This is a genomic window from Sphingomonas sp. M1A8_2b (assembly GCF_053345535.1).
In genome coordinates this window covers 776363-798714 of sequence record NZ_JBKFAH010000001.1, presented here as the reverse complement: position 1 = coordinate 798714, position 22352 = coordinate 776363, and the positions used below count along the sequence as shown (strand labels likewise).

General features: G+C 66.8%; 12 protein-coding genes. 4 read left to right on the top strand and 8 right to left on the bottom strand.

What is annotated here, in order from left to right; all coding sequences use genetic code 11:
* The first annotated feature begins 43 nt into the window (after positions 1–43).
* A complete protein-coding gene (locus tag ACLBWL_RS03775) occupies positions 44–1285 on the top strand; it encodes an NAD(P)/FAD-dependent oxidoreductase (RefSeq protein WP_447790356.1) in 1242 nt (413 codons plus the stop codon).
* On the top strand, positions 1282–2457 hold the full coding sequence (locus ACLBWL_RS03770; protein ID WP_447790354.1) for a M24 family metallopeptidase: 1176 nt from the start codon (positions 1282–1284) through the stop codon (positions 2455–2457). Before ACLBWL_RS03775 ends, ACLBWL_RS03770 begins: the two co-directional genes overlap by 4 nt.
* Before the next feature lie 141 nt (positions 2458–2598).
* Here the strand turns inward: ACLBWL_RS03770 and ACLBWL_RS03765 are convergent, their stop codons facing one another.
* The 4 genes from ACLBWL_RS03765 to ACLBWL_RS03750 all read right to left on the bottom strand — a co-directional run bounded on the left by ACLBWL_RS03765 (position 2599) and on the right by ACLBWL_RS03750 (position 9454).
* Positions 2599–4092, bottom strand: a complete 1494-nt coding sequence (locus ACLBWL_RS03765; protein ID WP_447790353.1) for a family 43 glycosylhydrolase — start codon at positions 4090–4092, stop codon at positions 2599–2601.
* A gap of 52 nt (positions 4093–4144) precedes the next feature.
* On the bottom strand, positions 4145–5908 hold the full coding sequence (locus tag ACLBWL_RS03760) for a DUF885 domain-containing protein (protein WP_447790351.1): 1764 nt from the start codon (positions 5906–5908) through the stop codon (positions 4145–4147).
* A gap of 2 nt (positions 5909–5910) precedes the next feature.
* Entirely contained in the window at positions 5911–6942 is a 1032-nt protein-coding gene (locus tag ACLBWL_RS03755; protein ID WP_447790349.1) for an Ldh family oxidoreductase, read from the bottom strand.
* Between the two features lie 145 nt (positions 6943–7087).
* Complete coding sequence (locus tag ACLBWL_RS03750) at positions 7088–9454, bottom strand: beta-L-arabinofuranosidase domain-containing protein (protein ID WP_447790347.1); 2367 nt, start codon at positions 9452–9454, stop codon at positions 7088–7090.
* 92 nt (positions 9455–9546) lie between these two features.
* Here ACLBWL_RS03750 and ACLBWL_RS03745 point away from each other — a divergent pair, with 92 nt between their 5' ends.
* Positions 9547–12285: a DUF5695 domain-containing protein gene (locus ACLBWL_RS03745; protein ID WP_447790345.1), complete on the top strand. Its 2739-nt coding sequence runs from the start codon at positions 9547–9549 to the stop codon at positions 12283–12285.
* A 143-nt stretch (positions 12286–12428) separates the two neighbouring features.
* Here the strand turns inward: ACLBWL_RS03745 and ACLBWL_RS03740 are convergent, their stop codons facing one another.
* From ACLBWL_RS03740 to ACLBWL_RS03725, 4 genes are all read right to left on the bottom strand, one after another.
* Positions 12429–14720 (bottom strand): DPP IV N-terminal domain-containing protein, encoded by a 2292-nt coding sequence (locus ACLBWL_RS03740; protein WP_447790343.1) that lies wholly within the window; start codon positions 14718–14720, stop codon positions 12429–12431.
* Positions 14717–17188, bottom strand: a complete 2472-nt coding sequence (galA, locus tag ACLBWL_RS03735; RefSeq protein WP_447790341.1) for a beta-galactosidase GalA — start codon at positions 17186–17188, stop codon at positions 14717–14719. The genes ACLBWL_RS03740 and galA overlap by 4 nt, the downstream gene beginning before the upstream one ends.
* 57 nt (positions 17189–17245) lie before the next feature.
* Positions 17246–20185, bottom strand: a complete 2940-nt coding sequence (locus ACLBWL_RS03730; protein ID WP_447790339.1) for a TonB-dependent receptor — start codon at positions 20183–20185, stop codon at positions 17246–17248.
* A gap of 238 nt (positions 20186–20423) precedes the next feature.
* On the bottom strand, positions 20424–20987 hold the full coding sequence (locus ACLBWL_RS03725; RefSeq protein WP_447791981.1) for a TetR/AcrR family transcriptional regulator: 564 nt from the start codon (positions 20985–20987) through the stop codon (positions 20424–20426).
* A gap of 140 nt (positions 20988–21127) precedes the next feature.
* Here ACLBWL_RS03725 and ACLBWL_RS03720 point away from each other — a divergent pair, with 140 nt between their 5' ends.
* On the top strand, positions 21128–22348 hold the full coding sequence (locus ACLBWL_RS03720) for an efflux RND transporter periplasmic adaptor subunit (RefSeq protein ID WP_447790337.1): 1221 nt from the start codon (positions 21128–21130) through the stop codon (positions 22346–22348).
* Positions 22349–22352: the final 4 nt, after the last annotated feature.

Sequence of the window (22352 nt, the reverse complement as noted above, 5' to 3'; positions counted from 1 at the left end):
TACGAAAAGCGTAATGCGGTGCAACAGGAGAAATGGGTTGGAAATGATCGGACCCACGACAGGGATAGTGGGCGGCGGCGTGGTCGGGCTGTGCTGTGCCCTCGCGCTGCTCGATCGCGGGCACGGCGTGAGTGTGTTCGAACGCGACTCTGATTACAACGCCGCATCCTGGGGCAATGCCGGGCATATCGCGGTCGAGCAGGTCGAGCCGCTCGCGTCGCCCGCTGCGCTGCGCTCGGTGCCGAAGCGCGTGTTCAGCGCGGGCGGCGCGCTCGCGTTGCCGGCGTCGATGGCCGGGCATTGGCTGCCGTTCGCCGCACGCCTGGTCGCGGCCTCCACGCCGTCGCGCTTCGCGGCGGGAACCGCAGCCCTCACGCCGTTGCTGGCGGGGGCGATGCCGGCGTGGCGCGATCTGGTCGGGATGCTCGGCGCGCGCGAGCTGCTTCGTGAGGACGGGCATATCGTCGTCTGGGACACCCCCGCGAGCGCGCAGAGTGGCCGCGAGCGCTGGTCGCGCGCCGCGATCGGCACCGCGCGGATCGCCGACGTCAAACCCGAATTGCTGCGTCGGCTCGGCTTCATCGCCGATCCGGTCGGGGGCGCGATCCGCTTCTCGGGCAGCGGGCAGATCGCCGACCTGCGTCGGCTGGCGACGACGCTCGAAGCCGCGGTCGAGGCGCGCGGCGGTCGCATCGTTCGCCAGGCCGCTCAGCTGGTGGAAGACGGCGACCGGGTCGCGATCGCCGGGCATGATTTCGATGGGGTACTGGTCACGGCTGGCGTCCGCTCCCGCGCACTGCTCGAACCGCTCGGCTACCGCGTGCCGATGATCGCCGAGCGCGGCTATCATATCCGCGCGCGTGCCGATGGCTGGCCGGCCGACCTGCCGCCGGTCGTGTTCGAGGATCGCTCGATGATCGTCACGCGCTATGCGGAGTACGTCCAGGCGGCGAGCTTCGTCGAGCTCGGCGATCCCGACGGTCCGCCCGATCCGCGCAAATGGGACCGACTGGAGCATCACGTCCGCACGCTCGGCCTGCCGATCGAGGGGCCGTTCACGCGCTGGATGGGGGCAAGGCCGACGCTGCCCGACTATCTCCCCGCGATCGGCCGCTCGACGCGCCACGCAAATCTCGCTTATGCCTTTGGCCACCAACATCTCGGGCTGACGCTCGCGCCGGTGACCGCGACGCTCGTCGCGGCGATGCTGGCGGGGGAGACCCCGGCGGTGCCGCTCGCGCCATTCGACCTCGACCGCTTCGGTAAAAAAGGACCTGACGCATGACCATCGGCGGATCATCGATACCCGAAGAGCTGGCGGCCATCGCCCTCTGGGCGGACCGTGCACCACCGATCACGCTGGCCGAACGCACTGCGCGGCTCGACAAGGCGCGCGCGCTGACCGAGGCGGCGGGCGCCGACGCGCTGCTGATCGGCGCGGGGGCGAGCCTGCGCTATTTCGCGGGTGTGCCGTGGGGCGCGACCGAGCGGCTGGTCGCGCTGCTGCTGCCGGTGAAGGGGCAGCCGATGCTGATCTGCCCACGCTTCGAACAGGGTTCGCTGGAGGCCGCGGTCGAGATCGACGCCGACCTGCGGCTCTGGGAAGAGGACGAGAGCCCGTATGCGTTGGTAGCCGACGCGGTCGGCGGCCGTCTGCTGCTCGACCCGCAGCTTCCCTACGGCATGGCCAGCGCGCTCGCCGCCACCCGGCTCGATGTTGCCGATGGCGCGTCGGTGATCGACGCATGCCGGATGATCAAGAGCCCTGCCGAACTCGCATTGCTGCGCCAGGCCAAGGCGATGACGCTGGAAATCCAGCGCCGCGCCGCGCGAATCCTCCACCCCGGCATCGCCGCCAGCGCGGTGATCCGCTTCATCGACGAGGCGCACCGCGCGATCGGATCCGCCGGCTCGTATTTCTGCGCCGTCCAGTTCGGCCACGCGACCGCGTTCCCGCACGGCATCCCCGGCGACCAGCTGCTCGAAGAGGACCAGCTCGTCTTGATCGACACCGGCTGCCAGGTCGAGGGCTATCATTCCGACATCACGCGGACCTATGCGTTCGGCAATGTCGGCGACGAGGTGCGCGCGATCTGGGACATCGAGCATGAGGCGCAAGCCGCCGCGTTCGCCGCGGTCGAGCCCGGCGTGCCGTGCGAGGCGATCGACTATGCGGCCCGCGCGGTACTGGAGAAAGCCGGCCTCGGCCCCGACTACCGCCTGCCCGGCCTGCCGCACCGCACCGGCCACGGCATCGGCCTGTCGATCCACGAACCCGCCTATCTGGTCCGCGGCGACCGCACGCCGCTGGCACCGGGGATGTGTTTCTCGAACGAGCCGATGATCGTCGTACCGGACCGCTTCGGAATCCGGCTGGAGGATCATTTCCACGTCACCGACACCGGCGCCGCCTGGTTCACCGACCCGCAACGCTCGATCGACCGCCCGTTCGACTGAGGCGCAATCCTCCCCCGCCAGGGGGAGGTGGCTGGCGCTTGCCAGACGGAGGGGGAGGAAAGGGTAACGGCTGTTCCGTGCCCTCCCCCTCCGTCGCCTACGGCGCCCCCCCCTGGCGGGGGTGGATTGCCTAGTCGGGGATCAGTCGCAGGGTGGCGCAGGCTTGGTAGCCGGGTCGCGTGCCGCAACCGCCTGTGAATGCGGGGCCAGCGCCTCCCATTCCTGCACCGCGACGCCGGCATGACCGCGGGCATCGCCCGACGTCTCGAATATCGCACGCAAGCAGCGTGTCGTAACCCGCGCAAAGCTCGCAGGCTGGAACCCCTCCACCCTGGTACCGAACCCACGCGCTCCCCGCACCGGTTTCCAGCCGCGATCCCAATATTCCAGCCACCAGCGCTTCGGCGGCGCGATTCCAGTCCGCGACCCCGCCGCCCGATCCCCCCAGAAGCGCACACGCACGCCATCGAGCGACACCGGCTTGTCCCAACGATACGCGATCCACTGCCGTGCAGGCCCCGCCCGGCTCCCCCACATATCCGGCGGCAGCGGATTCGCCCGCACGATCCCGTCGTTCAGCGCCGCCAGCCAGTAGCGCACCGCCACCGGCTCGTTCGACGCCTCGACCGTCGCCGCACCGGCGATATTGCGCGACGGCAGCGGCGCCGGCCGAGCGCGTCGCGTCGCCACCACCGGCAGGATCGCGGCGGGCGTCACGCTGTCGTCGAACGTCATCGGATCGATCGCGACGCTGCGCCGGAAATGCCCGCCGCCGACCGCATCGGCGGTATGATACGCCAGATACCAGCGCCCTTTGAACGCCACCGCGCCTGGATGCGAGGTGGTCGACGACACCGGCTTCAGCACCACGCCGCGATACGTCCACGGCCCCATCGGCGACGGCGCGGTCCCGTAAGCGATGCATGCGTGATAGATAGCCGCCGTACAGTCCGATCCCGGGCCCGCGGTGTTGCCGGCGTACAGCATGTAATAGACGCCGCGTCGCGTCATGATCCACGGTGCCTCGAAGAACCCGGTCAGCCCGGTGATCCGCCGCTCGGGGCCGATCGGCGTCACCATGTCGCGCGCGAGTTCGACGCCGCGCAGTTCGCCGAACGTTCCCCAATAGAGATACACGCGGCCGCCATCGTCGATCAGCACGGTCGGATCGATGTTCTGGATATCGTTGCGTACCGGCACGCGCTGCGACACGATCGGGCCCGACGGATGCGCGTCGCGCCACGGCCCGGTCGGGCTGTCGGCGACCGCAACGCCGATCGCGAACCGGTCCTCGGCATCGCTGCCTTTCTCGACCACCGGCGCGTACAGATACAACCGCCCGTTCCGCGCCTGCACGATCTGCCCGGCATAGGCACGCGCCGGCTCGGCCCAGCCGAACACGGTTTCGGGCCGCGCGATCGCCGGATAATGGATCCAGTCGCCCGACGCGGGATCCTGGGTCGACAGCAGCTGCCACTCCTTCATCACGAAGTCGTTGACGTCCGCCGCCGCCTCATCGCGCCCGGCAAGTATCCAAAGCGTATCGCCGATCACCACCGGCGCCGGATCGGTCGAGTAATACCCGTCGGCGAGGATCGGATTGCCCGGCGCATGGACGCGCGTCCCCCGCGGCACATCCTGCGCCAGCCCGGCCGAGGCGATCAGCCCGAGCGCCGCGAGCCAGCGCTTACTCTTCGTCAGGATAGGGCCCCTTGCCGCCTGCCGCGATCAACTGGTCGGTCCGCGCCTCGATCACCGGCACCGGCACCGATCCCATCTCCAGCATCGCATCGTGGAATGCGCGGATGTTGAACTTCGCGCCGAGCGTGTCCTGCGCCTTTTTCCGCGCGGTCTGGAACGCAATCTGCCCCATGTAATAGGACAGCGCCTGCCCCGGCCACGCGATGTAGCGGTCGACCTCGGTTTCGATCTCGTGGTTCGACAGCGCGGTATTGTCGTGCAGATAGTCCTGCGCCTGCTTCCGGCTCCAGCCCTTGGCATGGATCCCGGTATCGACCACCAATCGCGCCGCGCGCCACGCCTGATAGCTCAGCATCCCGAACAGGTCGTACGGCGTCTCGTACATCCCCATGTCCTCGCCGAGCGTCTCGCAATACAGCGCCCAGCCCTCGCCATAGACCGACAGATACGTGTCGCGCCGGAACGCCGGGAGCGTCTTGTTCTCGGACGCGAGCGGCATCTGGAACGCATGGCCGGGCGCGCTCTCATGCAGCGTCAACGCGACCTGCGAATAGAAGGGCCGCGACGGAAGGTCGTAGGTGTTGACCAGATAGATCCCCGGCCCGCCGCGCCCGCCGGTGTAGAACGGCGCGATGTCCGCGGGCACCGGCTTGATCGCAAACCGGCTGCGCGGAAGGTGCCCGAACCACGACGATGCCTTGCCGTCGAACGTCTTGGCGATCCACGCGGCGCGGTACAGCAGCTCGTTCGGCGTCTTGGGATAGAATTGCGGATCGGTCCGCAGGTGATTGAAGAACGCCTGCAGATCGCCCTGGAACTTCACGCTCCGCATCACGCCGTCCATCCGGCCGCGGATCTTGGCGATCTCGGCGAGCCCAAGCGCGTGGATCTGCTCGGGCGTGATATCCTGCGTGGTGTATTCGCGGACCTTCGACAGGTAATAGGCCTTGCCGTCGGGCAGGTCGTACGCCGCCAGCCCCTCGCGGGCATGCGGGATATACTCGGTGCGCAGGAAGTTCAGCAGCGTCGCATAGGCGGGGACGACCGCCTGCGAGATCGCCGCGGCCCCCTCGGCCCTGAGCGCGGCCTGATCGGCGGTGGGGATCGTCGACGGGAAGCTCTTGAACGGTTCGTAGAACGGCGAGTCCTGCGGCGTCTTCGCCTCGGCGACCTGCGCGACGCCATTGTCACGCCCCGTCAGCGTCACCCGCGCCGGCGTGAACCCGCGCGCGAGCCCGGCGCGCATGTTGCCGGTCTGCTGATCGAAATAGCGCGGGATCTGGCGCATCACCGCGATATAGTCGCGATAGTCCTTCACCGACTTGAAAGTGCCGCGCGCACTCTCCGCGACGTCACCCCAGAAGCTCGTATCGGCAGTCAGCGGCTTTTCGTAATCGCGATAGCGTTGCTCGGCGAGCAAGGCGTCGATCTGCTGCGCATAGACCGCATAATTGACGCGATTGGCAGGCGAGAGTGTCGCCGGTGAGATCGCCGCCAGTCGCCGCGACACGTCGGTCCACCGCGCGAGCCGCTCCGCCTGCGCCTTAGGGCCGACATCGGGGAGGCGCGCCGCGGCGGTCGGGTTGTCCTCGCCCTGCGCGAACTGGAGCTGCCGCCACGCATATTCCGCCGTGTAGAGCGCCTTGAACCGCGCGTCCGCCGACGTCGCCGCCGCCGATTTCGGAGTTTTTGGAGGCATTGCCCCCACCGCAGTCGAGCCCAGCGCCAGCAACAGGATCAAAGCCTTCATCGTCATTCTCCTGGAACCAGCGCCATGATGTCGCGGTACAGTGCGGCGGGTATAACCACACCCTCGATCACACCCCGCGCCCGCGCCGCGTACCGCCGCTGCGACGGCAGGCGCGCGCCCTGCCCCTCGATCGCCCCGAACATCGCTTCCGCGCGGGCAAGGTGCTCGGCGACCGCATCGCCGAGGAACCCGGCAGGATCGATCGCGATGATCAACTCCCCACCGATCGGCGATCCGCCACGCGCGGCGTCGGCCTCCAGCGACTCCCGGCTGGTCATGTCGCCGATCAACGGCCCCGCGAGCAGCTCGACCATCGCCGCCAGCGCCGACCCCTTATGCCCGCCGAACGTCCGCATCGCGCCATTCAGCACCGCCGCCGCGTCGGTCGTCGGCTGCCCGTCTGCATCATAACCCCAGTCGTCGGGCACCGCCTTCCCCGCGCGCCGATGCAACTCGATCTCACCGCGCGCGACCGCGCTGGTCGCGAAGTCGAACACGAACGGTTCGCGGCCGGGCCGCGGCCAGCCGAACGCGATCGGATTGGTCCCGAACACGGGTTCGGTGCCCCCCGCCGGCGCGACCCAGGCATGGCTCGGCGTTACCGCGAGCGCGACCAGTCCGTCCTCCGCCAGCGCCTCGACCTCAGGCCACAACGCCGCGAAATGCACCACGTTGTTCAACGCGAGAGCAGCTATCCCATACGCGCGCGCCTTCTCCGCCAACCGTTGCCGGCCCCGCTCAAACGCGAGTTGCGCAAACCCGCCGCCGCCATCGACCCGGACGAGCGCGCGCGCCGGCTCGCTCACCACCGGCTCCGCATCGACCGCCACGACACCCTTGGCGATGCTGTTCGCCGCAATCAGCAGCCGGTAGATGCCGTGGCTCGCGCAACCGTCGCGCTCGCCCGCGACCATCGTCTCCGCGACCGCCTCGGCATGCGCGCGAGACAGGCCAGCCCCGAGCAAAACCTTCCGCGCCAACGCCCGCACCTCGTCGAGCGATAGGCGAACGCCGTCTGCCTGCGCGTCGGTCATGCAAAGGCTCCGCGGTTGCATCCACCCTCAGCGCGCAAGACTTGTTTCCCCGCGAAGGCGGGGATCCAGACTGGGCTCCCGCCTTCGCGGGAGAACAAGGAAGGGAGCGCTGCCGCCGGATTGCGGACCAACCTTGCCACGCCGCTCACGCGACCCCACCCGGCTTGGCAGCGACCATCCGCACCCCGAACACCGGCCCCGCCGACGACCGATCATGCGGGACGAAGCGGATCTTCACGGTCGCCTTGTCCTTGGTCAGCCCGATCGGCAGCGGATACTCGACATCGAAGAACTTGCCCGGCTGGTCCGCCTCAAGATGCTGCGTGGCGACCTTCACGTTGTCGACGAGGATGTCGAAATCGCGCGCACGCTCGTCGCCCCAATAGGTCGCCTGCACCACCAGCGGCCCCGGCCGCGTCTTCATCGCGAACTCGAAGAATCCGCCCGACCGCGCATCGCGCCCGTTCCGCCCGCGATAGCTGACCGGATACGAGATTTCCGACGTCAGCGCATGATCGCGCTCCGGCTGCATCTCGCCGAGGTGCATCACGTCGACCGACCGCGTGGCGAGATCCTTCAGCCGCGCCTGCTCGGTCAGGAACGCCGCTTCCTCGGTCTTCCACGCGGCCTCGCTGAAGCGCTTGAAATACACCGCGCTGCGTCGATCATACTGGCTGTAGAACGGCACGAAGTTGAGGTCGGCGGGCCGGATGATCCCCTTCGTCGCATAGCCCGCGCCAGCCGTCGGCGTAAACGCGGCGAGCAGATCCGCCCCCACCATCGCCGGATCGGCCTGCTCCCATTTCGCCTCGGTCGAGCCGAGATCGGCGGCCATCACCATCGGCCCGCGCAGCACCGCGACCGTATCGACATCGCCTGGCGCACTCTCCAGCCGCAGGTCGAGCGGTACGGTGATCGCAACCACGTCGCTCGCCTTCCACCGCCGCTCGACGATCGCATAGCCCTTCGCCAGAACCGGCTCGACCGCGGCACCGTTGACCGTCACCGTCGCACGCCCATTCGCCCAGCCCGGAACGCGCAAGGCGATCGGAAATCGCCCCGGCCTTGCCAGCTTGGTCAGTGTCAGCCGTGACTCCGGCTCGAACGGATAGCGTGTGTCGAGCCTGAGCACTGCACCCCGCGCCTGCCACCGCGCCTCCGCCGGGATGTAGAGGTTGACCAGCAGCGTGCCGTCGCCCTCCCAGAAGATCGCCTCGCCGTGCTTGGCATGACTCTCCATCCCCGTGCCGACGCAGCACCAGAACGCGTCGTCCTTCGGCGTCGAATATTCGCGCGCGGTGCCCGTCATCAGCGGCGTCATATAGGTGAAGCCGGCGGTCTTCGGATTCTGTGCCGCCATGATGTGGTTCAGATGCGCGCGCTCGTAATAGTCGAACATCGCGCCGTCCGGCGCCCAGCCATAAAGCTGCTGCGTCAGCTTCAGCATGTTGTAGCTGTTGCAATGCTCGCACGTCTGCTCGGTGATGTGGGTCGCGATGGTGTCGGGCCCGGAGAAATACTCGCGGTCGGCATTGCCACCGATCACGTAGCTGTGATGCTGCGTGACGGTGTTCCAGAAGAACCGCGCGGCGTTGGCGGGCGCGGGCTTGCCGTTGAGCTCGTGGATCCGCGCCAGCCCGACCAGTTTCGGTACCTGCGTATTGGCGTGGAAGTTCGCCAGTCTGTCCTCGCCCGCGACCATCGGATCTAGCATTTTCCGATCGTACAGCCGCTCCGCCACGTCGAGCCATTGCTTGTTCCCGGTCCGCGCCGACAGCTCGGCATAGCTCTCGTTCAGCCCACCATATTCGCACCCGAGCAATGTCTGCATCTGCGCGTCGTCGAGCGCCGCGAACACCTTCGCGAAATACGTCGCGAGCCCGGTCGCGACGCTCAGCGCCTGCGTGTTGCCCCACGCAGCATGCACGTCGAGCAGCCCTGCGAATACCTTGTGCACGGTATAGAGCGGCGACCACGAGCCGTTGAGATCGAACCCGCCCGACTTGATCTCGCCGCGCATCACTTCGGGGAAGATCTCCTCGCCGTCGACGATCGTCCCGTCCTTCCGCTTGCGCCCCAGCGCGCCGACATAGCCGGTGCCGCGCTTCGCCTGCGCCCGCGCCAGTTCTGCAACGATGTAATCGGCTCGCGCGCGACACTCCGCATCTCCGGTCTGCGCATGCATCAGCACCAGCGCGGTCAGATAGTGACCGAGCGTATGCCCGGCGATCGTGTCGCTTTCCCACCCGCCATAGATCGGCGCCTTCGCGGGCAGCCCGGCATAGACCATGAAATTGTGCAGCAGCCGATCCGCGCTCAACCGTAGGAGATACGCGCGATTGACCTCGACCGCGTTCGCGTAAGCGGAAGGGAGCAGCCGCACGGCGGACAGCGGCAAAGGTTTCGCGCTAGCCGGCAGCGTTGCCGCCCCCTCGCCAAATGCCTGCTCGCCCACCGACAACAGCGCCACCGCCGTCGTCCCCATCAATACATCCCGGCGGTTTGCGAACATCTTTATCTCCATTCGGATATCGTATACTATACGTCGAGAGGAGTGGCGCAAGTGCCATTTCGCACCCACCGTCGAGCCCGAGCGAGCCATTCATGACCGCATTCCGCCCCCTCCTCGCGCTCCTCCTGCTCGGCACCGCGACGCTGCCCGGGTATGCGGAACCTAAGCCTGCCAAGCCCGCCAAGCCAAGCTACCGTCCGATCGTGCAGACCACGCTTCGCACCCCCGCCTTCCGCCTCGCGCTCCGCACCGACACGCAGACGCTCGCCCGGCTGTCCCCCGCCGCCGAACCTAGCTTCGACTTCGTCCCCGGCGCCCGCGAAGCCGAGCGTGCCGCCGACGGCTATGTCCATATCGGCGACATCCACCTCCGCATCCGTACAGCCGGCGGCGCCTGGACCGATTTCGCCTCCGCGCAGCATCGCAAGGCGATCCGCCGTCTGCCCGCGACCGATGCCACGCTCGCCGCCGCCGACATCACCACCTCGCTCGGGGCCACCAGCCCGTTGCACGTCGAGCGTCGCTGGGTCGACGACCACGGCGTCCTCGCGCTCCGCTTCACGCTGACCAACACCACGAGCGCTCCCGTCGAGATCGGCGCGCTCGGGCTGCCGATGGTGTTCGACAACATCATCACCGACCGCAGCCTCGAACAGGCGCATGCGCAGGCGAGCTTTGTCGACCCCTATATCGGCCGCGACGCGGGCTATCTCCAGGTCACCCGCCTCAACGGCGCCGGCCCCGCACTGCTCGTCCTCCCCGAAAAGGGCACGCCGCTCGAAGCCTACCGCCCGATCCTCGAAGCCGCCAAGGCGCCGGCGGGTGACATCTTCACCGATCGCAGCAAGCGCGGCCAGACCTCCGAAGGCTTCTACGACTGGACCGTCGCCAGCAAGGCCTTCGCCGCGAGGGAATGGGCGAAGGCCGGCGAACAATGGAACGTCCCGACCAGCTTCACGCTGGCGCCCGGTGCCACGCGCACGATCGGTGTCCGCTTCGTCACCGCGCCGTCGATCGCGGCCATCGAGGACACGCTCCTCGCCAACCACCGCCCGGTCGCGGTCGGCATCCCGGGTTATGTCGTCCCGACCGACCAGGACGCCTCGCTGTTCCTTAAGACGCCGCTTCCCGTCGCCAAGGTCGAAAGCCTCCCCGCGGGCGCACTCGTCGCAACGCCGGCCGCCAGCGCGAAAGGCTGGGCCCGCTACACCGTCCGCAGCAAGGGCTGGGGCCGCGCAAGCCTCGCGATCACCTACGCCGACGGCAGCGTCCAGACGGTCAGCTATTACATCACCAAGCCGCTCGACCAGACGATGGCCGACCTCGGCCGGTTCTCGACGACGCAGCAATGGTACGAGGACGAGGCCGACCCGTTCGGCCGCAATCCCGCGATCCTCACCTACGACCGCGAGGCCGGCAAAGTGGTCACGCAGGACCCGCGCGTCTGGATCTCGGGGATGAGCGACGAAGGCGGCGCGGGCAGCTGGGTCGCGGCGATTGCGAAGCAGCTGGACAACCCCGACCCGGCCGAGATCGCCAAGCTGCAACGCCTCGTCGACGAGACCATTCAAGGCGACCTGCAAGTGCCCGACGGCCCGCACGCCGGCGCGGTGCGGAAGAGCCTGTTCTACTACGACCCCGCCGCACATCCCGGCTATTACGACCCGACCGTCGACTGGAAGACCTGGACCTCCTGGTCGAAGAAGGACGCAGGCGATCTCGGTCGCGCGTACAATTACCCGCATGTCGCGATCGGCCACTGGGTGCTGTACCGCGTCGCGCGCAATCACCCCGGACTCGTCACCGCGCACCCGTGGCGCTGGTATCTCGACCACGCCTACCAGACCACCACCGCGATGATGCGCGACGCGCCCTATTACACGCAGTTCGGGCTGATGGAGGGCGACGTGTTCGTCGACATCCTGAAGGACCTGAAGCGCGAAGGGCTGACCGCGGAGGCGACCGAGATGGAGCGCCTGATGAAGCAGCGCGCCGATCACTGGCGTACGCTACGCTATCCGTTCGGCAGCGAGATGGCGTGGGACTCGACCGGCCAGCCCGAGGTCTACGCGTGGATGCGCTATTTCGGTTACCAGCCTCAGGCCGACGTGACGCGGAAAGTGATCCTCGCCTATGACCCGACGATCCCGAGCTGGGGCTATAACGGCAACGCACGCCGCTATTGGGATTTCCTCTACGGCGGCAAATACCCGCGCATCGAGCGTCAGCTCCACCATTACGGCTCGACCCTCAACGCCGTCCCGCTGTTCGACGCCTACCGCGCTGACCCGAGCGACCTGCGGCTGTTGCGGATCGCGTACGGCGGCATGATGGGTGGCATCACCAACATCGATCGCGACGGCTTCTCCTCCGCCGCGTTCCACTCCGCGCCCGACATGATGAAGTGGGACCCATATAGCGGCGACTACGGCATGGGCTTCTACGGCCACGCGATCACCGCCGCGAGCTATCTGGTGAACGACCCGACATTCGGCTGGCTGGGCTTCGGCGGCAATGTCGACCAAGCGGCGGGCGTGGTCAGTATCACCCCGAAGGACGGCGCCCGCACCCGCCTGTTCATCGCCCCCGCCAGATTGTGGATCACGCTGGAGGCCGGGAAGATCGCGCGCGCGACGTATGTGCCGGCGACCGGCGCGGTCGCGCTGACGCTCGATGCGGCGACTAAGATCAATCCGGTAGCGCGCGTCTTCGTAGAAACGACAACGAAGGCTGGCCGCCCGTACACCGTGGCAGGAGCGCAATTGGAACGCGGCGGCTACACCGTCCCGCTAGGTTCGGCACCGATCGAGGTCAGTCTGGCGCCCCGATAGCTCGAACACCACCCCGGCGAAGGCCGGGGCCCAATTGGAAAGGTCAACGTGATGAAGCGCTACCCTTCATTAGCAACGTCCCCCAATTGGGCCCCGGCCTCCGCCGGGGTGGAGCGTTCACGAGCTAGGGACGTTAGCCGCCCTCACCGCACCCCATTCCAATCCGGCACCGCTTCCCCCGCAAGCTGGCGCACGAAAAACCCGAACTGCCGCCGCGCGACATAGTCGATCGGCCCGGTCGAGCGCCCGACGCTATGCTCGCCCCCCGGCACGGCCAGCAGCTCGAAATCCTTCCCCGCACGGATCAGCGCATCGGCGACCTGCATCGTCGAGGCGGGGTCGACATTGCTGTCCTGCTCGCCGACGATCATCAGCAGCTTGCCGGTCAGTTGCGCGGCGTGATCGACGCCCGAGGCGGCGGCATAACTCGCATCGACCGGCCAGCCGAGCCACTGTTCGTTCCAGCTGATCTTGTCCATCCGGTTGTCGTAACAACCCGCATAGGCCACCCCGACCTTGTAGAAATCGCCGTGGAACAGCAGCGCGTTCAGCGTACTCTGCCCGCCCGCCGACGCACCGTAGATGCCGACCCGGCCGATATCGTAGGACGGGTCCTTCGCTGCTATTGCGCGGTGCCAGGCGATCCGGTCCGGGAAGCCTGAGTCCGCGAGGTTCTTCCACGCGACATCGTGAAACGCCTTGGAGCGGTTGGCGGTCCCCATCCCGTCGATCTGCACGACGATGAAACCGAGGTCCGCCTGTTCCTGCATCCCGACGACCTTGTCGCCACCGGAATGGAACCCGAATGGCCAATATTGCTTGGGTACGAAACTGTCGTGCGGCCCCGCATAGATGTTCTCGATCACCGGGTATTTCTTGCGTGGATCGTAATCGCGCGGGCGGACGACGACGCCCCAGATGTCGGTCTTGCCATCACGACCCTTCGCGACGACCACCTCGGGCGGCCGGAACCCAGCCGCGCGCAACGCACTATCGTCGCCCTTGGTGATCGTCGCGATCAGCGCGCCGTCGCTTGATCGGTGCAATTCGCTAACGGTTGGCAGGTCGACGCGCGAATAGGTGTCGACGTACTGCGTCCCGTCCGGCGAGAACCGTGCGTCGTGATCGGCCTTGGCCGGCGTCAGCGCGCTCAGATGTCGCCCGTCGAAATCGATCCGGTAGACGTGGCGGAAATACGGGTCCTCACCCGCATTCATCCCGCTCGCGGCGAACACGATCTGGCGCTTGGCGTCGTCGACCGCGATCACGTCGCGCACCACCCAGTTTCCAGTGGTGATCCGGTTTTTCACGGCCCCCGTGCGACCGTCGATCAGGTACAGGTGGTTCCAGCCATCGCGTTCCGACGCCCAGACGATCTCGCGACCGTCCGTGCCGACATCGTGCGCGTAGCGGCGATCGGCATAGACGAACGTCTTCGCGTTCTCGGTTATCGCGGCATGCGCAGCGCCCGTCTCCGCATCGACCGCGACGATCCGTGCCTGCCCAAAACCGCGCCGGACATAATCGAACGCCACACTCCGTCCGTCACTCCGCCAGCGTGGCGCGGAGAGTTCGTAGGCATTGGGGAACAGCGCGTCGTCGATCACCGTCTGCCGCCGCGCCGCGATATCGAACAGCACTGGCCGTTCCTGGTCGATTGCGTCGCCCGGCTTCGGATAAAGCTGGCTCTGCAATTTCGGCTGGAGCTGGTCGCGCGGCGACGATTCGACCCGCAGCACGTGCCGCTGATAGCCCGGCCGGACGCGGTAGATCATGATGTGGCGACTATCGGGCGACCAGCGCAGCGTTTCCGGATCGTAGAAATCGCCCGCGCTGCCATCGACGCTGAGCGGCACGATCGCCGTGTCGCCGATCTTGCGCACGACGAGGTTGTCGCCCTGCACGAACGCCGTCCATTTGCCGTCAGGGGAAACCTGCGGCGTGTTGTCCGCCGGCACCGCCATATCCCGCACCACGCCAAAGCCGCGCGGGCGGCTGCGATCGACCGCCGCCTCGCAGCGATAGACGACGATCCCGCACTGCCACCGCGTCTCGTCCAGCGAGAACGCGATCGCCTTGCCGTCGTCCACGTAGTCGAACTCGGCGAACGGCAGGTGCATCGGATCGACCGCATCGTGCCGCGCATCGCCGAGCGCCGCCGCGAGCTTGGCGGTATCAAATGCGGGCGACTTGGCGAGCGTCTTCGCATCCACCGTCTCGAATGCAAACCCGCCCGCCACCGTCTTGCGATACGAAAAACGCCGCCCGTCCGGTGTCCAGCGCGCGGGCCACGCCACGTCGCGCGTCAAATCCTGCCAAGCCCGGCGCAGTCCGATCGATCGTCGGAACGCGGCTTCGTCGGGCGCGGCCTGCGCCGCCGCCGAAGCACACAACAGGATCAGCGCGAGCGCCCGCGACGAACGACGTGTAGTCATCGGATATCCTTGGTCAGACCGATGAGCGGCAGCATCGCCGGCGCGAGGCCGTCGCCACGCGCCTCCAGCCGGATCGGCCCGCCTTTCGCACCCGCCTGCACCAGCGCCATGCACAAGCCGTTGAACGCCGAGCGCGACGTCGCATGATCGGGCTCCAGGCTCCGCGGATCGCCATTGCCGACGCCGAGCAGTGTCGCATCACCCGTCAGCGTGAACGACACGCGATTGGACGCGGTAGGCATTTCGCGCCGTTTCGCATCGAGGATAGCGACCCGCACCACCGCGACCTCGCCCGGCGCCAAGTGCCGCCGATCGCTCGACAACCCGATCCGCGCCGCCGCACCGGTGGTCTCGCGCACCGCGTGCATCACGCGCTTGCCGCCGTGATACCCGTACGCCTCGATCCGCCCCGGCGCGTACGCCACCTGCCATTCGAGATGTTTGTTCTTCACCACCGCCTGCCGCCCGAGGCTCCGCCCGTTCAGGACCAGTTCGACCGCCTCGCAGTTGCTGTGCACCCACACCGATACCGGCTGGCCCTCGCGCCCGGCCCAGTTCCAGTGCGGGAACAGGTGCAGCACCGGCTCGCCGCTCCACCACGCGCGGTAGTAATAGAAATTGTCCTTCGGGAAGCCGCACAGGTCCATCTGCCCGAAGTTAGAGACGTTCTCCGGCCAGCGTTCGAACGGCGTAGGTTCGCCGCGATAGTCGAACCCGGTCCAGACGAACCCGCCGCTCAGGAACGGCCGCGCGTCGTAGAAACTCCACCATGTCTCCGCGGTCGTCGCCCATTTGGGAAACTCGCGATCGTAGGCGGGCACGAAACCCCGTTTGTCATCGCGCGCATATTCGCCGCGGGTCATCACCGTGCTGCCCGTCTCGGTCCCGATCATCGGCATGGCGGGGTGCGCCGCATGATACGGATCGATCGCGTCGAGGTAGTAATTGCATCCCATCACGTCGAGCACACGCGACGCCCCCTCGCCGAACTTGCCGTTGAACGCCTCCGTCACCGGCCGCGTCCCATCGAGTTCGTAGACCTTGCGCTTCATCGTCTCGGCGATCCGCGCGCCGGTCTCGGTACCGCGGTGGATCTCCTCGTTGCCGATGCTCCACAGGATGATGCTGGGATGATTGCGCCCCTGCCGCACCATCCGTTCGAGTTGCCCCAGCCCCTCGGCGTTGCTCGACATCTGCCGCGTCTCGTCGATCATCAGGATGCCCATCCGGTCGCACGCGTCGAGGATCGCGGGCGACGGCGAATGATGCGTCGAGCGATACGCGTTGCTGCCCATCGCCTTCAGTTGCTCGAGCCGCCAGACGTGCAGGCTGTCGGGCACCGCGAAGCCGACCCCGGCGTGGTCCTGATGGTTGCAGGTACCCTTGATCTTGACCGGCTTGCCGTTGAGGAAAAAGCCGCGCGCCGCATCGAACCGGATCGTGCGGATACCGAAGGTGGACGTGTCGCGATCGACCACCGCGCCGTCGATGAGAATCTCGGTGACCAGCGTATAAAGGTGCGGCGTCTCCAGCGACCAGAGCGCGGGCGCAGCGACGCGCGTGTCCTGCGCCGCGATCGCTTTTCCCCAGGCCGGCAAGTCCAGCGGATCCGCAAAGAGCACCGCGACCGTCGTCCCGTCCGGCCCGACCACCGTGGACCGCACGCGCGCACTGGCAACGGGACCGTCATTGTCGATCTCGGTCGAGACCCGCACGATCGCGCCATCCGAACCGACCGAGCACCGTATCGTCGCCCCCCATCGTCGAACATGCACCGGTGCAGTCTTCACCAGCCGCACGTCGCGGTAGAGCCCCGCCCCCTCGTACGACCACGCTTCGCCGAGACTGACGTCGCAGCGGATGACGAGCACATTGTCCTCGCCCGGCCTGGCAAAGTCGGTGACGTCGATCTCGAACGGCGCATAGCCGCTCTCGTTCGCGCCGACGACGAAGCCGTTGAGGATCACCAGGCAATCGCGCGCGACCCCGTCGAACCGAAGCAGCAATCGCCGCCCCGAATCCGCCTTCTCGAGCCGGATCGTCCGTCGATACCAGCCAACGCTGGTCGCCGGCCACATCCGTCCCACCGGCTTGAACCCCTGGAACGATCCGGTCCGGTCCGCCTCGCTCCCCGCCGGTCCGAACTGTTCGAACGGCAGGTCGACTGCCCAGTCGTGCGGCAGCGTCACTGCTTCCCATTTGCTGTCGTCGAACTTGGACTCGGCGACCGGCGTGCCGACATCGCCCGACTTGGCATAGGTGTCGTGCGAGCGACCGAAGCCGAAATCCTTCGCCGGATCGCTCGCGTGGCCGAGATGAAATCGCCATCCCGTCTCAAGCGAAACGACCTCTCGCGGGCTGGCCGTAGAAACAGTCCCCGCCGCACCGATCGGCACGGCGGGAACGACCGCGGCGAGGGCCGTGACGCCGCCGGTCTTCAACAGGTCGCGGCGGCCAAGATACGTCATAGTGTCATCCCGAGATAATCACGGGTCGGTCAACGCCGCGACCAGCCCGTCCAAGCGTCAGAAGTTCACCGTCGCGCCGACGAACAGCGTCCGCCCCAGCACATCATACACACCCGGATAGGTATTACCGTTGCCGAACGACGACAGGATACCCGAGGCGATCGCCGGCGGATCCTTGTCGAACAGGTTGTTGACGCCGGCACGAAGCTGGAGCCCCTCGCCGACCGCGACCGTGCCCGCGAGATCGATGTAGTTATACGCCGAGATCTTCCGGTTGATCACGCTCGGCGTCCCCGAAAGAAAGGTGTTGTCCGACAGCGACGACAGTTTGACCTGGTCGATATGCCGCCACGACACCGAGATGCTCGCGCCCTGCGGCATCGACCATGTCGTGCGCATCACGTGCCGCCACTTCGGATTGGGCTGACCGCAGGTGTACCCGTACAACCCCTTGCAGTCGTAGCTGCCGAGACCCTTCAGCGGCTCGGACTCCTGCGAGATCAGACGCGTGCCGACCATGTTGAGGTTGAGCTTGCCGAGCGCACCGATCCCCAACGTGTAATCCGCGGTCAAATCGATCCCCGAGGTCTTAAGCGACCCCGTATTGTACGTCGTCGAGACGATATACCCGTTGCTGCCGAACAGCGCGCCCGAACGCGGATCCCGCGTGAAAAGACCGCAATAGAACGGATCGCTCGCCGCGACGCACTGGCTGATCGCCAGCGACGGGTCGACCGAGCTGATATAGTCCTTCACCTTGATCCGGTAATAATCGACCGTCAGCGTCAGGTGCTGCACCATCCGCGGGGTCAGCACGAGGCCCGCTGTGTAGGTGTCGGCCTTTTCGGGCTTCAGCGCTGAGTTGCCGCCATATTGCGCCGAACAGGTATCCGATGGGCATTCGACGATGTTGCCATATTGCGCCTGCGTCACGCCGGTCAGGCGGCAGATGTCGACGGATGCCGAGGGCGACGTGCCCGAGCACGGATCCTGCGCGGACACATTGCCGATCGATCGCGATCCGAACAGCTCGGAGATATTCGGCGCACGGATCGCGCGGTTATAGCTGAAGCGGAAGCGTGCATCCTTCGCCGGCGCCCACGTCGCCTCGCCCTTGTAGGTCCAGACGTTGTATTTCGACTTCAATCCGGTCGATTGCTGGCCGTTGCGATACGCGGAATAGCGCAGGCCGCCGTTGAGCGTCAGTTCGTGCGCGAACGGCAGGTCCTGCAGGATCGGGATCTCGATCTCGCCATAGCCTTCGTTGACGGTGATGCGCCCGTCCGAATTGGTCGTGCCGCCCTGTTGCGCGATCGCATCGGCGGTGAAGTTCAGCGTCTCGCGACGATGTTCGCCACCCAGTGCGATGCTGACCCCGCGCTTCGCCCAGGGGCTGGAAATCCCGAACGTGCCGAGGTCGCCGTTCACGTTCGCCGAGACGACGTCGAGCACGTTGCGGGACGCGGTGTTGCTCTCGGAAAACAGATAGGCGCCCTGCGCATCGGTGATCGCATTCGCCTGGAAGACGTTGATCGGCACGCAAGCCGGATCGGTACCGTTCACGACCGATCGGCAGGTCGGCACGCCGTTGACGTTGACCACGTCGAGCGCGCGCTGCGCCTTCACATTGTCGACGTTGTTCAGATATGTCTCGTTGTAGCGCACCAGCGAGTGCAGATAGTTCACGTCATAGCGGAAACCGTGACCGAGATCGCCGCGGATGCCCGCCGAATAGCGATAGTCCTGGTGGCGCAGGTCGTCGCGGCGCGACTGGCCCGAGCCGAGGCGATAGCCGATCAGCGTATCCTGCGTCGCCGCGGTTCCCGCCGCCGCGCCGCAGAGCGACTGCTGCTGCGACGCGCTCATCAGCGGATTGTTGCAGGGGACGGTGAAGGTGGTGCCGAGGAACAGCGCGGACGGCGCAACCTGCGAGAAGGTGTGGTCCTTCATGTACATGAAGCTGCCATAGACTTCGGCGATCGGCGCGATCTCGAACTTGGCGAAGGCACCGCCGGTATAGCGCTCGTCCGACCGCTGGAAGTAGTTGGTCGGCGCGTAGTTGTACGCATAGGCCGAGGTATACGGCACCCAGGTCTGCGTGCCGTTGGCGTTGTTGGTCAGCGTCTTGCCCGAATTGGGCCCGCCAAGCGGGACGAACGTGCCGGTCGGCGTGTTGCTCGAGCCGCCGCAGACCAGGCCGTTGCCGGCCGAATCCGATGGATTAAGCGCGCAGGCGGAGACATCGCGGTTGGCCTGCAACACCGGATCGGTGTGACGATAGCCGCCATAGACGGTGATGTTGCCGCGCCCGTCGGCAAAATTCTTGCCATAGGCCGCGTTGAGATCCTGCTTGCCGCCATCGGCAACGCGGCCCGGCGCGTTCGCGTAGCCGCGCGTGGTCAGGATGTTGCGTATCGCGCTGTTGTCGTTGGTATGCAGGCCGAGCCCGGACTGGACGTCGATCCGCAATCCGTCGAGGTGATCCTTCAACACGAAGTTGACGACGCCCGCGACGGCGTCGGACCCGTACACCGCGGACGCGCCGCCCGTCACCACGTCGATCCGGTCGACCAGCACGGACGGGACGAAATTCAAGTCCATCGCCTGTTGCGGCAACAGTCGCTGGCCGTTGAGCAGGATCAGCGTGCGGTTCGATCCTAGGTTGCGCAGATTGATGTTGGCGGTGCCGTCCGACCCGTTCGAGACGTTCTCGTTCGCGTCGGCGGTGAACTGCGGCAGGCGGTTCAGCACGTTCTCGACGTTGACCGCGCCCTGATACTTGATCTCCTGGTCTGTGACCGAGGTGATCGGGCTGTTGCTCGCGAGATCGGGGCGACGGATGCGCGTGCCGGTGACCGTGATGGACTCGTCGGGGCTCGTATCGGTGCCGGGCTGCGGCACGGGCGCTACCTGCGCGTACGCGCCCGACGAAAGCATCATCGCAGCCAACGCCCCGATGCTCGACCGATTACGCCATTTGCCGACCAAAAATGTCATGACTGCCCGCGCCCCTGTTTGGATGTTGCGCGCAATCCATCACGTCTCCGAAACTAAGTCAAATATAATATACGATATCTGATATCCACATTGTGATGTGTGAACCTGGGACGGCAGCCGGACTAAAACGTGCCGGAAACCCGCCCCCCTGGCGGCATCCTCGGATACGAGCGTAAAGACCGACCGCGTAAGCGCGCGCTCGTGGCGCCGCATGGGCAACGCGGCGCGCCACGGTCGCCTAAAGCGCGCGGACGGCGGCCAGAATCATCCGGCCGGTCAATCGCGCGGTCTCGTCCTCCGACAAGCGCGGCCGCGACAACGTGCGATGGCCGAGGCCGAACATGAACGCGAGAATCAATTCCTCGGCGCCTTCAAGCTCGTTCTCCTCCAACTCAGGATTCGCGACACAGGCCAGTTCGCGGATCATCTGGCGGAACCCGCGGCACAGGTCGGCGATCGTGTCGGCGACGTCGGTATTGCGATGCGCCTCGGCCATGATCTCGAACGACAACGCCTCGTCGCCCTTCGACAGCGCGCGGCGCGCCAGCTCGACGAATCCCTCCTCGATCGCCAGGCCTTCGGATTTGACCGAGTCGTTCATCGTCTGCAGCTCGGCCATCCTGGCTACCGCGTCTTCCATCACGATCGCCTGGATCACCGCGTTCTTGCCGGTGAACAGGCGATAGATCTGACCGACCGAAACCCCCGCCGCGACGGCGAGTTCTGACATCGGGGTCTGATGAAACCCTTGGGTCGCAAACAGATGACGGGCTGCGGCGACGATACGCTCCCGGCTTCCCATCTCATGCTGCACTGCACTCAAAATCATATTCCCGATGCGTTTTTTGGTTGACCCGCCGCTCGCACAATCCTAGCGGGCAAGCAAGCGGAATGAACGTTCATTCCGGTCAACCTATCTGCACGGACGTCGGGATGCTCAACATGCAGCGATTGAACCTCAAGGGATCTGTGGCACTGGCCGCGCTCGCCCTGCTGTCGGCTTGCAACAAGGAGCAGGCGCCACCACCCCCGCCGACCCCGACGGTCGGCGTCGTCAGCGTCGCCGAGGAGCCGGTGGTGCTCACGTCCGAGCTTCCAGGCCGGATCGCCGCCGTCGAGACGTCGGAAGTCCGTCCGCAGGTCAGCGGCGTGATCCGCGATCGCCTGTTCACCGAAGGCACCATGGTCAGCAAGGGGCAGGTCCTCTACGCGATCGAAGATGCCCCCTATCGCGCGGCGCTTGCCAGCGCGCAGGGCCAGCTCGCGGCCGCGCAATCGCAGATTAACGCGACCCGTCTCCAGGCGCAGCGCTACGGCCAGCTCGTGCAGCTGAACGCGGTCAGCAAGCAGGAAGCGGACAACGCCACGGCCTCGGCGCAACAGGCTCGCGCCAATGTTGCGGCGCAACAGGCGTCGGTCCAGTCGGCGCGCGTCAATCTCGGTTTCACGCGGATCAAGGCACCGATCTCGGGCCGTATCGGCCGGTCGCTCGTGACCGTCGGCGCGCTGGTCCAGACCGGCCAGACCGATCCGCTCGCGACGATCCAGCGTACCGACACCGTCTATGTCGACGTGGTCCAGTCCGCTGCGCAGTTGCTCGACCTCAAGCAGGCGCTGGCAAGCGGCGGCGTGACCCGCGGCGACGGCAGTGCGCGCGTCCAACTGCTCCTCCCGAACGGTACGACCTATCCGATCGAGGGCCGCCTCCAGTTCGCCGAAGTGACCGTCGACCAGACCACCGGCGCGGTCACGCTGCGCGCGCGCTTCCCCAACCCCAACGGCCTGTTGCTGCCGGGCATGTACGTGCGCGCGAAACTGGTCGAGGGTACGCGCCGCAACGCGATCATGGCGCCGACCGCCGGCATCACGCGCGATCCGCGCGGCGGTGCGACCGCGCTGGTCGTCAACGCGCAGAACAAGGTCGAGCAGCGCACCGTCACGACGGACCGCGTGATCGGCGACAAGTGGATCGTCACCAGCGGCCTGAAGCCCGGCGACAAGCTGATCGTCGAGGGGCTGCTCAACCTGCGTCCCGGCACGACCGTCAAGCCCGGCGCACCGCAGCAGATCGGCAAGCCCGAAGGCAACGGCGCCGCAAATGCCGGATCGGCTGCTGATCCAGCCGCCGCCCCGGCAGCAGGCAATACACAGGCCGGGAAGTAACCGC

What these genes read in the sequence shown, in the direction of transcription:
- ACLBWL_RS03730 (WP_447790339.1), bottom strand. Translation starts at nt 20,185, where the DNA reads ATGACATTTTTGGTCGGCAAATGGCGTAATCGGTCGAGCATCGGGGCG.
- galA (WP_447790341.1), bottom strand. Translation starts at nt 17,188, where the DNA reads ATGACGTATCTTGGCCGCCGCGACCTGTTGAAGACCGGCGGCGTCACG.
- ACLBWL_RS03760 (WP_447790351.1), bottom strand. Translation starts at nt 5,908, where the DNA reads ATGAAGGCTTTGATCCTGTTGCTGGCGCTGGGCTCGACTGCGGTGGGG.
- ACLBWL_RS03745 (WP_447790345.1), top strand. Translation starts at nt 9,547, where the DNA reads ATGACCGCATTCCGCCCCCTCCTCGCGCTCCTCCTGCTCGGCACCGCG.
- ACLBWL_RS03720 (WP_447790337.1), top strand. Translation starts at nt 21,128, where the DNA reads ATGCAGCGATTGAACCTCAAGGGATCTGTGGCACTGGCCGCGCTCGCC.
- ACLBWL_RS03755 (WP_447790349.1), bottom strand. Translation starts at nt 6,942, where the DNA reads ATGACCGACGCGCAGGCAGACGGCGTTCGCCTATCGCTCGACGAGGTG.
- ACLBWL_RS03750 (WP_447790347.1), bottom strand. Translation starts at nt 9,454, where the DNA reads ATGTTCGCAAACCGCCGGGATGTATTGATGGGGACGACGGCGGTGGCG.
- ACLBWL_RS03740 (WP_447790343.1), bottom strand. Translation starts at nt 14,720, where the DNA reads ATGACTACACGTCGTTCGTCGCGGGCGCTCGCGCTGATCCTGTTGTGT.
- ACLBWL_RS03775 (WP_447790356.1), top strand. Translation starts at nt 44, where the DNA reads ATGATCGGACCCACGACAGGGATAGTGGGCGGCGGCGTGGTCGGGCTG.
- ACLBWL_RS03725 (WP_447791981.1), bottom strand. Translation starts at nt 20,987, where the DNA reads ATGGGAAGCCGGGAGCGTATCGTCGCCGCAGCCCGTCATCTGTTTGCG.
- ACLBWL_RS03770 (WP_447790354.1), top strand. Translation starts at nt 1,282, where the DNA reads ATGACCATCGGCGGATCATCGATACCCGAAGAGCTGGCGGCCATCGCC.